The organism is Vibrio sp. GLN_1 (assembly GCF_043106015.1).
GTDB lineage: Bacteria > Pseudomonadota > Gammaproteobacteria > Enterobacterales > Vibrionaceae > Vibrio > Vibrio parahaemolyticus.
This window is the reverse complement of sequence record NZ_JBICMD010000036.1, coordinates 835,246-848,103: the sequence shown is the minus strand read 5'-3', so window position 1 is coordinate 848,103 and position 12,858 is coordinate 835,246. Positions and strand designations below refer to the sequence as shown.

At 44.7% G+C, this 12,858-nt stretch carries 7 protein-coding genes and 2 tRNA genes; 6 read left to right on the top strand and 3 right to left on the bottom strand.

What is annotated here, in order from left to right:
• Positions 1 to 87 precede the first annotated feature (87 nt).
• A complete protein-coding gene (locus tag ACF8OV_RS21550) occupies positions 88 to 2,337 on the bottom strand; it encodes a hypothetical protein (RefSeq protein WP_180700548.1) in 2,250 nt (749 codons plus the stop codon).
• A gap of 678 nt (positions 2,338 to 3,015) precedes the next feature.
• Here ACF8OV_RS21550 and ACF8OV_RS21545 point away from each other — a divergent pair.
• The 3 genes from ACF8OV_RS21545 to ACF8OV_RS21535 all read left to right on the top strand — a co-directional run bounded on the left by ACF8OV_RS21545 (position 3,016) and on the right by ACF8OV_RS21535 (position 5,895).
• A tRNA-Leu gene (locus tag ACF8OV_RS21545) sits at positions 3,016 to 3,102 on the top strand.
• A 73-nt stretch (positions 3,103 to 3,175) separates the two neighbouring features.
• Positions 3,176 to 3,249 (top strand) — tRNA-Cys (locus ACF8OV_RS21540).
• An 843-nt stretch (positions 3,250 to 4,092) separates the two neighbouring features.
• Positions 4,093 to 5,895, top strand: coding sequence for an Ig-like domain-containing protein (locus tag ACF8OV_RS21535; protein WP_203502964.1), 1,803 nt, complete (start codon positions 4,093 to 4,095; stop codon positions 5,893 to 5,895).
• 79 nt (positions 5,896 to 5,974) lie between these two features.
• Here the strand turns inward: ACF8OV_RS21535 and ACF8OV_RS21530 are convergent, their stop codons facing one another.
• The gene (locus ACF8OV_RS21530) at positions 5,975 to 7,609 is read right to left on the bottom strand and encodes a hypothetical protein (protein ID WP_021450850.1); all 1,635 of its coding nucleotides are present in this window, start codon (positions 7,607 to 7,609) and stop codon (positions 5,975 to 5,977) included.
• Between the two features lie 434 nt (positions 7,610 to 8,043).
• Positions 8,044 to 8,451, bottom strand: a complete 408-nt coding sequence (gene rnk / locus ACF8OV_RS21525) for a nucleoside diphosphate kinase regulator (RefSeq protein WP_005480352.1) — start codon at positions 8,449 to 8,451, stop codon at positions 8,044 to 8,046.
• 439 nt (positions 8,452 to 8,890) lie between these two features.
• Between rnk and nirB the strand changes: the two genes are divergently transcribed.
• The 3 genes from nirB to ACF8OV_RS21510 all read left to right on the top strand — a co-directional run bounded on the left by nirB (position 8,891) and on the right by ACF8OV_RS21510 (position 12,843).
• Positions 8,891 to 11,455, top strand: a complete 2,565-nt coding sequence (gene nirB, locus ACF8OV_RS21520; RefSeq protein WP_203502966.1) for a nitrite reductase large subunit NirB — start codon at positions 8,891 to 8,893, stop codon at positions 11,453 to 11,455.
• A 13-nt stretch (positions 11,456 to 11,468) separates the two neighbouring features.
• Positions 11,469 to 11,792 (top strand): nitrite reductase small subunit NirD, encoded by a 324-nt coding sequence (gene nirD / locus ACF8OV_RS21515; protein ID WP_005460996.1) that lies wholly within the window; start codon positions 11,469 to 11,471, stop codon positions 11,790 to 11,792.
• A gap of 202 nt (positions 11,793 to 11,994) precedes the next feature.
• A complete protein-coding gene (locus ACF8OV_RS21510; protein ID WP_015313275.1) occupies positions 11,995 to 12,843 on the top strand; it encodes a formate/nitrite transporter family protein in 849 nt (282 codons plus the stop codon).
• Positions 12,844 to 12,858 lie beyond the last annotated feature (15 nt).

Genomic DNA, 12,858 nt, shown 5'->3' with positions numbered 1-12,858 from the left:
TCCAATCAAATGAAAAGGGGCAGTGGGTGATACCATTGCCCCTTTTATACAAAGATAATTCAAGATCTTCGTGTGGCTACCTAAAGGTTAAGGTGCCAATATCGCTTGTGCGTTGACTGAAATCACTGGCTCTACAGCAGGTCCGCCATCTTCATCGGCTACTGAGATTAGCAATAAACCACCTGAACCGGCAGATCTAAACAAATTATCTACCGAAGCATCAGGTGTTAATAAATCAACACTAAATGTACAGTTCATGTTGCCATTCGCTGCAATAGAGAATGGGAACGCAACCGGACAGTCACTTGCGGTAATCATGTAATGTGTATTACCTTGACCAGCCGCAATAGGTGTACCCGCAACACTAAGCGCATTTAAGTTGACAGCCTCATAACTAGAAGCATTGGCAATGTTGAGGTTCAATGTTAGTGACAGAGCGAAGCTCAAGTTAATGTCAGCAGGTTCATTGATAAATGCTACTTTACCGTTATCGGTGTCTGTGACTATTTCAGGAACCGCGTCATCTGTTTCACCAGTTACTTGAGCGGTGTTCATATGCGGTGCATCTGGCTCACCCGATAGGAAGGAACTAACAGTACAGAATCGAGTATCTCCAGGGGCTAAGATATCACCATAGAAGTCACAATCGCCTTGATAGCTTACTGAGTCGAACAATACACCAAGTTTGTCATCCGTCATTTCTGTAAGAGTGATACTGTCCACTGGGGATGTATTGGTAATAGTAAACGTGAAGTTTACATTGTCACCAGACTCTGTTACCGAATATGGTGGCTCGTCTAAAGCATTAGGAGTTTTTACCAAATCAATAGCACCAGGGCTGTTACTAAAGGACACACTCGCTTGACCAGAGTCTTCATCGGAGTCGTTTTCGTTGTCATAAGCCTTTGCAGTTACCGTGTTTACAAATGCAGGATCACCCACATTACCAGTAACATTTCGTGTGTAGCTGAATTGACAAGATCCACCAGTTCCGAGTACTGCTCCCAGACATGTCGCCGCTTCAGCAGCAATATTGTACTGATCATCCGTTATAGAAGTGATCTCTACCGCGTCAACTGAAGAATTGTTGGTGATTACCACAGTGTATTCGACAGGTTCACCAGCAAGACTCTCTACAACAGTTGTTGGGTTAGCGGATTTAGTAACGGAAATTACCGGAGGTACATTTGTGAGTGTCACGATGACCTCATTACTACAGTTAGGATTTGGCGTACCAGCGGTACTCGCGACGGTACAAGTGTTATCCCCAACAGGTTCACCATATTCATCGACGATAGTAGAACGAACATAGTTTTCAAACGATTCCGCAGTAGGAATGTTTGGTAAGTCGTCATCACTAATCGCTATTTTGAATGTACATTCTAAACCAACGGCTTCTGGTGGGATCTCATAAGGTAGTACGAGATTTTCACAAGCATTCGCTAAGCCACTAGACATGAGAGTGTAGTGACCTTTTGTTATGCCAATTTCATTACCGCCACCAACACTATTTAGCAAGAAGGTTTGTGAATCAGAATCAGTACTAGAAGACACTTCATCTTCAATTTTTGTTACGAAGACACTATTGCCTGTACTGTCAGCTGGAACGATTTTAATCGTATAGATAAAATCGTCACCAGGTTCTGAGCCGGTTGTTTTATTAACAGACTTAGTTGATACCGGTGGATCTGGCTGAATAAAGATTGGGATGTTGTAATCATCATCACAATTACATTTTGATGGAGCGCCAGGGTAGGCGTCATTACCATCCTCACAAACTTCATTTTTACCAGGTTGTCGCCAGCTTACACAGTTTGGCAGGTTGAGTTGTCCGTCACCGTCAGAGTCCTGACAAAGTGTCGTGATAGTTGTTGAGTGAACAACTACTTCAGCTTGTTCTACGTCCCAACAAGAGTCGCCATCTGTGTTCGATGCGTTGGTTGAGTGCTCATCGCTTAACGTGTAGATATTACAACTTCCGTTAAGCGCGTCTGGAGCCCCATTTCTTTGGAAATATAAACCGATGTCGTAACGATCACTTGCGGTTGAGACGACATTAAAGTCAGCTTCAAAGGTAACATCCTTACCTGCGACACAGACTGTGGTGTCTGGATCAACTGGCTGACCATCGATTTCAATTATTTTGATGTTTGAAGCTTCAGCAATGTTTATGTCATTTGCTGTACAGTTCAAACTCTTTCCATATTGATCCTCCATACAAACGCTTTGTATGCCTGGATCTTGAGCTAAGGCTGTTGGCCCATAAAGCGCTGCTGCACCTAATAACATGGCGCTGAACAGCGTTTTATGTGGGTGAAATATTAAATGTTCCATCATCTACCTTCTTTTCTCATTGAAAGTTGATAAAAGGGCGATGTAAGTATCCAATGATGCCAACACTGGACTCCGGCATCATTGAACACACGAACTGCTGTGCCCCCTGTCCCATGACAATTGCTCCACAAAGTGTGTGTTCTGAAACTTGTATGGTGGAGCGCTTGTCGGTGCCCACTAGAGAGCAAAAAACAAACCAACACCTATTGCATTGATTTTTAAGTATTTTGTGTTTTCTAAAACTGTTTCAAAAACACTTTGTGTGAACAGAGTGTTAACTTGTTGGGAAACGGTCTAGGAGGCCATTCCTAGGAATTAAACGGGATATCAGTTGGTTATGGAGGGAAAGAAAAACGTGCCACTTGGGTAGTGTTCGAGTTAACAGGTGGACACTTTGTTGACAGCGAGTGAGAAAGTCATGTGTCTTGCTGTGGTTTTTTGTGCCTAACAAAGTCAATGTAGAGACTGGGGGAGGGGGATTCGAGCAAGATTGTGAGGAACCGATTTGAATGATAGTTGCACTAATTGTGCGTGATTTATGCTGTTGGGATTGCTTTTTAAGCATCTGAATCAAAAAGATAAAATTTATTGTTGACCAGATAAATTAATCCGTTAAAGTACGCCTCGTTCTCACGGCACAGGCCGCTGAGAGATGGTGTTACCATCGCAAAGATTTGCGTTGCCCTGGTGGTGGAATTGGTAGACACAAGGGATTTAAAATCCCTCGGCGTTCGCGCTGTGCCGGTTCAAGTCCGGCCCGGGGCACCATCAAAACGATGTATGGATTTCAGATTCAGTTTTAAAGCATCGTTCTCATGACAATGAGAAAACAATCAGGTAAGGCGCGTTGGCAGAGTGGCTATGCAGCGGATTGCAAATCCGTGGACCTCGGTTCGACTCCGGGACGCGCCTCCATTATTTCGAAAGCCAGTCTCTTATGACTGGCTTTTCTCGTTTATAGCGCCCGCAAATCATTTTCCCCTCTTGTTCTGGCTACAATTAATTATCACCATTCTGTTTGTCACATCATTATCATATTCAAAGTGTATTTCCATTTTTTCTACAGAATAAAACTATTTATCTTGTTCAATTTTTTATTCACAGGTAGGAATTGAATAGTAGAGTGAAGCTTCTATATTTCTTCGAGTGATTTTATTGTTGTCATCATTTTATATCTATTATGTTCATATAAAAGCCACTTTAACGATAAAGTTTACACTTGGTGTTCAATGTAATTAATGTTTTTATTTTGCTTGTTAATTGTTATTCTTTGTTGTTTTTAAAGGTAAGACTTTGAAATGTGGTCAGTAAAAAAACTAATAGCAGTTGAGTGAGAACAGTTTTGCGCTCATTTTCTATTTTTGATATGTATTTTATTGATTCATAGCGATTTTTCTTTTTAAGGGTGCAATCGGTTCATTATTGATGCGATTGAATATTCTCAATTTTGTAGCGAAAAAATGAACGATGTTTAACTGTTTGATGTGATTGAAACTCTTTGGAACTTACAAAGAATTAACGTAATTTGGTGATGTGGTTGGTTGAATTTTAACCTTTTGCTTTGTTATGATGCTGCCTCATTTATTGATGTTGGTGATGTTTTAGAAGAATAAATACATTATGTATAGAAAATTGAGATTATTCATGGAATAAGCTCTGGCTCTATTTTTTCTAAATTTTAACCTCTATCTAATCCTATATATTCTTATCGTTAACTCGGTGGGAAGGATAATTATTATAATTATTTCAGGTGAAGCAGTGATTGATAAACTCCGCATGAATAAGCACGCCCTAAATAAAGGGATCTTTTTCTTACTCGTCTTATTTCTATTTCTACAAAATATCCAGTACGCCAAAGCCGCAGGCAGTTCAATAGGCCAGCAAGATACGTTGGTAATGCTATTAAATTTCAAAGAGAATCCTAACGATCGACCGATCACGTCAGAAGAGGCGCACGCGTTAGTATTTGGTGAAGTTAACGATTTTTACCAAGAAAACTCCTACGGCAAGACATGGCTAAGTGGTCAAGTTGTAGGTTGGTACACATTGTCGGTCTCGAATCAGGTGTGTGATTATCCTTCGGTTCAAGCGGAAGCGGATAAAATGGCGCGTGCTGATGGCGTAGTGCTTGAGGATTATCAGCGCATCATTTACATCATGACGCAATCGGGTTGTGCTGGTGGTGGTTCTGCAACAACAGGGAAAACGTTCCCGAGTCGTGCATATATAGATGGCACGCTGTCAGCAAGAGTGATTGCGCATGAATTCGGGCACAACCTAGGTTTGAGCCACGCCAAGGCGTTGGATTGTGGCGATGCGTCGGTATCGAGTAACTGTAGCGTAATTGAATATGGCGACTCGTACGATGTTATGGGTACTCCTGATATGGGTTACATCAATACGTACTACAAAGAACGTATGGGATGGTTGAATGATGCGGAATCACCAAACATTCTTACGGCAACTCAAGATGGTTTGTATGAAATCGCAGAGTACGAAACCCAAGACATAACACAAAACATCGCGTTAAAAATACCTCGCGGTGTGAACCCTAATACTGGCTTGAAGGAGTGGTTCTATGTCGAATATCGTCAAGCGATGGGTTATGACCAGTTTTTAGATGACCGCTCTTATATGCTGTTTCGTGGCGATGTGACGGATGGTGTGATTGTTCGTTTAGTCGAAGAAGGCGCGGAAGAAAGTTACATTCTGCACATGAAGCCAAATTCGGATTACAGCCAAGTTTATGGCCGAAAGGATTGGAAAGACACCGCGTTACCAGTGGGTGACAGTTTCACCGATCCAGTTTTTGGTCTCACGATTAATCTTGCGAGTGCAGCCAATGGTTTTGCCGGTGTGAACGTATCGTTTGGTGGTTCGGTAACGCCAAGCGTTTGCGAGATGTCTGCGCCAAGTGTGTCTGTGAAAGCGACGTCTGATACACAAGTTAATGCTGGCGACACGGTTGAATATCAACTGACGGTAACAAATACGGCGAATGACGTTTGTGGCACGATTCGTTTTGATGTGTCTGCTCAACTAGAGAGTGGTTGGCAAGCGAGCTCTCAATCTATTTCCCTTGTGTCTGGCGAGTCTAGTGTAGCTACCATCGCGGTGACTTCTGCTCTAAGTGCAACCTCTGGTGACTACCCTGTGACGTTTAATGTGGTAAACACGAAAGATGAGGCTTACAACGTGGCAACACAAGCAACGTATGCCGTTGCTGAGCAGCAAATGGGCAGTGGTGATGTTGTGGCAGTTGACGATAACGTTCAGATGAGCAAAGTTTCAACGGTAACCATCAATGTGTTGGGTAATGACATCATTGCTGATGGTGTGTCTGTCGAGATCTCAGCAATGAGCGCACCGAGTAAAGGAACGGTGAAGCTACTTTCTGATGGGAGTATCCAATACACACCAGCGAAGCGATTCAAGAATCAAGACAGCTTTAGCTATACGATCACCAGCGGTAATGTTACGTCGACAGCAATGGTGACTGTGGCGCTGCAATCATCTCCTGATTCTGGCGGGTCTTCACCTGGCAAAGGTAAGAACAAATAACAAAGCAAAGCCACCTTATGTTTAAGGTGGCTTTTTCGTTATTGTTTACTGTGGATTGCTGCTATCGGGTTTGTCTTGCTTACGGTGCAGGACATAGTGGACAGCTTGCCTCTACAGGCATGCCTGTATCGACAGTGACACCTGTAATGGCGTTAACACCTTCTGCAACGACGGTGTCTTTGAAGGTTCTTACATCATGTGCAACAACCGGACCACCAGAAACGTCACTACCCGGAGCAGGGATGTAGGTACCATCGTAGTTCATACAGCTTTCAGGATTTAAAGTACCGACATCTTTAACGACTGTCATACCGTCATGCATTTCAGTAATTTTCACATCGTTAAGTTTCACTTTACTGTCGTTACATACTTTACCTTCGTAGTTCACTCTTAATCCGTACGCGCCAGATGCGTTTTCTTCAACGTAGGTTGTACAGTCTTTAGTGATACTCAATGCGCCCACTGGAGTAAGTGGAGGACAGCTATCTGTGTCAGACTTAGTAAGCACAGGTTCGCCACCATCTTTGATGGCTGCGCTCGCCGTAGCCTCATTTTCTACACCGTTGATGAGCGAAACAAAGGAACCAGTAAATGTTGCAGTTTCGCCAGCGGCAAGAACGTCAGCAGTGAATGAATCGCCAGCGGTAATATCTTCAACATAAAGATCGTAAAGTGCACCAAAGCCAGTATTGGTTACTTTGATCTCGTAGTTGTAGATGATTGAGTCACCACTTGGTGATAACGCACCAGTTGGACATGTTTTTACAAGTTCCATACCACATAACTGGAATTGACCTAAAACGAAGTCTTTCAAAGATGCGGTGAATGAAGCAGACGAACGGGTTTCAGCCATGAAGCTGCTGAAACAAGACGCTGTGCCGTCGATTCCGCCAAGCAGTTGAGTGAGGTTTACACCACCTTCATAGAAGCTTTCGTATGGGAAAGCGTTCATTGTGCCGTTTTTTGCAGTGTATGGCCAAGGTGATGGGATTGGTGTTTCACCTTTGTTGGTGGTTGCACAACCAAAGTCACCATCATTGACAGCAGAACAGTCAGCAGGGTTTGCACCACTGGTTTCCGCTTGTAGGCGTAAGTTTTTGGCTGCACAATCGCCAGGGGCAGGGTCATTACTGTCCGCTTTTGAACAGGTTGGATCCCAAGTTACCAATGCGGCGTAAGGTTCATCATTCGCACCTTGCGGATAATCAATCAATACCAAAACGTCGCCCACAACGTGTTGACCAGAGAACGAACCGTCATCAAGGGCTTGGACATCATCTTGGAAGAACCAGAAACCCATAAAGGCATCACCTACGTTCGCAAAACGGTCGGCACCAAAATAAATGACCAAATCCGAACCGCCACCGCCGTTATCGACGCCGTAGGCAGCAGCATAAGCATTGGTTAAGTCATCTTTATCTGGTACAGAACCATCTTTGTGAGACCATTCTGATATGTCTTGAATATCTTTTCGACCACCAGTAAATATGGAGACAGGTGACGGATCGGGAAGAATCCCAGTATCGACGTTGGCACTGTCGCTACCATCGTAAATATTTTCCCAATCATCCCCCGCAACGGCTTCGTCTGTTGCATTACCTTCCAGTTCGAAGGTGCCCAGATCATGAACCGCCCAAGTCGGCGAGGCGAACACACTCAATATCAGCCCCAAGCAAAATGCTCGAGCCAATATCACCAGTTTATTAAAGTCCATCTTACTTTCTCCTTTTCCAAACAGAAGATACGAGCCGATTGGTGCTCATAACGGCAAGGAGCGTCTCCAATTAACACGTCATCACCATTGACGCTGGGCTCGTTACGTACGGGAGGGGTTAAGCAAGAAGTAATCCGTTAGTTAACCAACTGAAAAGTTTGACAAAAATAATTTCAAACTGTCGAGGTGAACAGTTTAGATTGCGGTGCTTAGGTGATACGGAACGATAAGCGTATGAATTCGATTGAAAAGACAGAAATCTGTATCAGATGGACAATGTGTAACACACGTGAACAGGTTGGAGAGGCTGGCGAAGAGAGTAGCAAGGCTGCGCGAGGGAAGCCGAAAGTGAAAAGCGATAATGTAAGAAAAGATTCGAGGAGCTCTCCTGGTGCAAAGTCTTGCGATGTCCTTTGCACCGGGACTCCTGAGGGTTAGCGGTTTAGTGCACCACAACGCTCAGGTTGGTATGTGATATCGACAATTTCAATCGTCTTCACTTGTTTGTTTGGCATTGGCCAATCGAGCTTTTGGCCCACAGACAAACCGATTAGTGCGCTACCAACAGGAGCAAAAATCGAAATGTCATCGCTGCTTTTTAGCTCCGATGGGTAGACCAATGTTTTGGTCATGGTTCTTTCTTCGCCTGCAAATTTAAACTCAACGGTTGAGTTCATGGTGACCACATTCGACGGCATCTCTTCTGGTTCTAAAACCGTTGCGCGGTCAAGCTCTGCTTCTAGCTCAACAAGCTCTGCAGCGATGTTTGGCATCTTATCCAGCAGGGCGGTAATTCTGTTCATATCTAAGCTTGAGATATAGATAGAGTTGTTTTCTGACATTTTATGACTCCCAAATAAAATGCCGCCTCATAAACATGGGACGGCGCTCTATATGTCAATTACGGTATAAATCACATGGTTTTCATTCCATATGAACTGCTTTTGATTCTAGTCTTTATGCAATCTGTTAGCTAGTAAAAGATTTTTATTGTGGGGCTTGATTTTTTCTAAAACTATCAAACACTTCGAACGCTGTTCGGTACAAAATTCTTCCTTATAACCATAACTTATCATGGGCAGCTGATTGCTTATAAGAGTTCTTTGTAAAAACTACCAATATTCGTTAATAAATTACCTTATTTTATAGGTAAACAGAGCAAATAGAGCCGACTACCCCTTTAGGGTAGTTTGAATTTGTAATTGATTTACATCATGTATTAATTTTCTTTCACAATTAACAATGCGCTCAGTGATAAGAACCTAACCCTTAGGAAGTACAATGAGCAAGTTGAAGCTAGTAGTTATCGGTAACGGTATGGTAGGGCACCGTTACATCGAAGACTTAGTCGAGAAAACGGATGTCTCGCAAATGGATATCACCGTTTTCTGTGAAGAACCTCGTGTCGCATACGACCGTGTGCACCTTTCCTCTTACTTTTCTCACCACACAGCAGACGAACTGTCTCTAGTTAAAGAAGGCTTTTACGAGAAACACGGCATCAATATGTTGATCGGTGAACGCGCGATTAACATCAACCGTGAAAACCGAATCGTTTACTCAAGCACTGGTCGTGAAGTTCAATACGATAAGCTGATTCTTGCTACTGGCTCATTCCCATTTGTTCCGCCTATCAAAGGTCATGAAAGCAAAGACTGTTTTGTTTACCGCACAATCGAAGATCTTAAAGCGATCGAAGCGTGTGCGAAGAAGAGTAAATCAGGCGTGGTTATCGGTGGCGGTCTGCTAGGTCTTGAAGCTGCAGGCGCACTAAAGGCTCTCGGTGTAGAAACACACGTCGTTGAGTTCGCGCCAAAGCTAATGGCTGAGCAACTTGACCTTGCTGGTGGTAATCAACTTCGTCAAAAAATCGAGCGTATGGGCGTGAACGTTCATACCAGCAAAAACACGCTAGAGATTGCAGCAGAAGGTAAAAATGCTCGTAACGTCATGCTTTTTGCTGACGGCACTGAGTTAGAGACAGACTTCATCGTATTTTCTGCGGGTATTCGTCCACAAGACAAACTGGCTCGCCAAATGGAGCTAGAACTTGGCCCTCGTGGCGGTGTTGCCATCAACGACCACTGCCAGACTTCTGATGAGAACATCTACGCGATTGGTGAGTGTGCGTCTTGGAATGAAATGTTCTACGGCCTTGTTGCTCCGGGTTACAAGATGGCGACCGTTGCGGTTGATCACCTACTAGGTAACACAGAAAGCAAATTCGAAGGCGCTGATATGTCTGCGAAGCTAAAATTGCTTGGTGTGAAAGTCGGCTCTATCGGTGATGCGAATGGTCGCACCGAAGGTTGTAAGAGCTACGTTTATCAAAACGAAGAGCAAGAAGTTTACAAACGTCTTATCGTTTCTGAAGACAACAAGAAACTGCTCGGTGCGGTATTAGTGGGTGATACGTCTGACTACGGCGATCTGCTTCAACTGATGTTGAACGAAATCGACCTACCAGAGCATCCAGATGCCTTGATCCTTCCTGCACACGCAGGTGCTGAGAAACCAGCACTCGGTGCGGATGCCCTACCGGAAAGCGCGGTGATCTGTTCATGTTTCGATGTGACCAAAGGCAAGATCGCTCAAGCGGTTGCTGATGGTCACCACACATTGGGTGACATCAAAGCAGTGACTGGCGCAGGTACAGGCTGTGGTGGCTGTATTCCTCTAGTGACGTCTGTTCTAAATGCTGAGCTTGCTAAATCGGGTATCGAAGTGAAGAACGATGTGTGTGAGCACTTTGCTTACTCGCGCCAAGAGCTGTTCCACCTAATCCGTATTGAAGAGATCAAAACGTTTGATGAGCTTCTAGAGAAATACGGTAAAGGTTACGGCTGTGAAGTTTGTAAACCACTGGCTGGTTCTATCTTAGCTTCTTGCTGGGGTGAACACATCCTTAAGCCGCAACTGGTTAAGCTGCACGACACCAACGATAACTTCCTAGGTAACATCCAAAAAGACGGCACTTACTCTGTTATTCCACGTATGGCGGGTGGTGAAGTAACACCTCAAGCACTGGGTGCGCTAGCGAACGTTGCCGCAGAATACAACCTATACACCAAAGTCACTGGCGCTCAGCGTATTGGTCTGTTTGGTGCTCAAAAAGACGATCTTCCAGAGATCTGGCGCAAGCTTATCGACGCTGGTTTCGAAACAGGTCAAGCGTACGCAAAAGCACTTCGTATGGCGAAGACATGTGTTGGCTCAACTTGGTGTCGTTACGGCGTTCAAGACTCTGTTGGTCTAGGTTCTTACATCGAGAACCGTTACAAAGGCATCCGTACGCCTCATAAGATGAAGTTTGGGGTTTCTGGTTGTACTCGTGAGTGTGCGGAAGCACAAGGTAAAGACCTTGGTATCATCGCGACTGACGCAGGTTGGAATATGTACGTTTGTGGTAACGGCGGCATGAAACCTCGTCACGCAGACCTACTAGCCAGCGACCTAGATAAAGAAACGTTAATCAAGTACATCGACCGCTTCATGATGTTCTACATCCGTACTGCTGCGCCACTACAACGCACATCAGTTTGGATGGAAAACATGGAAGGTGGTGTTGACTACCTACGCGACGTGATCGTGAATGACAAACTTGGCATCAACGCTCAATTAGAAGCAGACGTAGCGAAGCTTGTAGACGAGTACGAGTGTGAGTGGACGGCAACTATCAATGACGAATCACAACTGACTCGTTTCGCACATTTCATCAACTCTGACAGGCGCGATGACAACGTTGTGTTTGTTCAAGAGCGCGAACAGCACCGCCCAGCGACCTTCACGGAGAAACATCCTGAAGCGAAAGGCGACATCCTACACGTAGCGATCACTGAAGCATAAGGGAAGGTTGAACATGTCATTTGAAAAGATTTGCCAAATCAGCGACATCGTACCGGGCACTGGCGTTTGTGCTTTGGTTAATGGTCAGCAAGTTGCGGTATTTCGCCCAACAGAAGCGGAAGAAGTGTTAGCTATCAGCAACACCGACCCGTTCTTCCAATCGAACGTGCTTTCTCGCGGTTTGATTTGTGAGCATCAAGGAGAGCTTTGGGTGGCGAGCCCGCTTAAGAAGCAACGCTTTAACCTGACAACAGGTGCTTGTATGGAAGACGAGCGTTTTAACGTGAAAGCGTACAAAGCGCGCGTGACAAACGGCGAAGTCGAGATTCAAGCGTAAGTTTAATCCCTCCTCTGTGGAGGAGGGATGTTTCTTCGCCTTTCGGTATCCGTTTCATAGATTCAATAGACAAAGGCTTTCCACGCATCATTTCCGGGGGACAGGGAAGCGAGATGATGTCGACAGCAGTGGATGTCAGCGGGAAGACTTTCTCTATTCAATCTTCAACTTTTAACTTTCAATTTTGAATAAGGACACATTCATGTCTACAGACTTTAAACCTGCTGAATTCGTGCAAACCATGATCAACGTTGGTGAAGCAAAAACCAATACAAGCACGCGCGACCTTCTGCTTCGTGGCACGATGGCCGGCATTATTTTGTCGTTAGCGGTAGTTGTCGCGATTACGGCGATGGTGCAAACGGGAATTGGCCTTGTGGGCGCACTTGTTTTCCCTGTTGGTTTTGTGATTCTTAGTGTGATGGGTTACGACCTAGTTACAGGTGTATTTGGTCTTGCGCCTTTGGCGAAGTTTGCAAACCGTCCGGGCATCACTTGGGGGCGTATTTTCCGTTGCTGGGGGCTGGTAGGTTTGGGTAACCTGATTGGTTCTCTGATTGTGGCTTACCTTGTGGCGATTTCTCTAACCGGTAACTTCTCTCTAGAACTCAACGCGGTAGCGAAGAAGTTTGTCGCTGTTTCTACCGCGCGTAGCCTTGGTTTTGAAAACATGGGTATGGACGGATGGATCACGTGTTTCGTACGCGGTATCTTCTGTAACCTAATGGTGTGTCTAGGCGTGATTGGCAACATGACTGCGCGTTCAGTATCCGGTCGCGTGGCGATGATGTGGTTCCCAATCTTCATCTTCTTCGCACTCGTATTTGAGCACACTGTGGTAAACATGTTCCTATTCCCACTAGGTATGATTTTAGGTGCGGACTTTGGTATCGCGACTTGGTTGAACTTCAACTTAATCCCAACCATTCTAGGTAACATCATCGGTGGTCTTGTCATGACTTGTCTACCACTGTACCTAACTCATGCGAAAACAGCGCCTTCTCTAAGTGTTGAAGAGGACGTTATTGCAGAACCTGCAATCGCAAAATAAACCGTTTTATTTGGC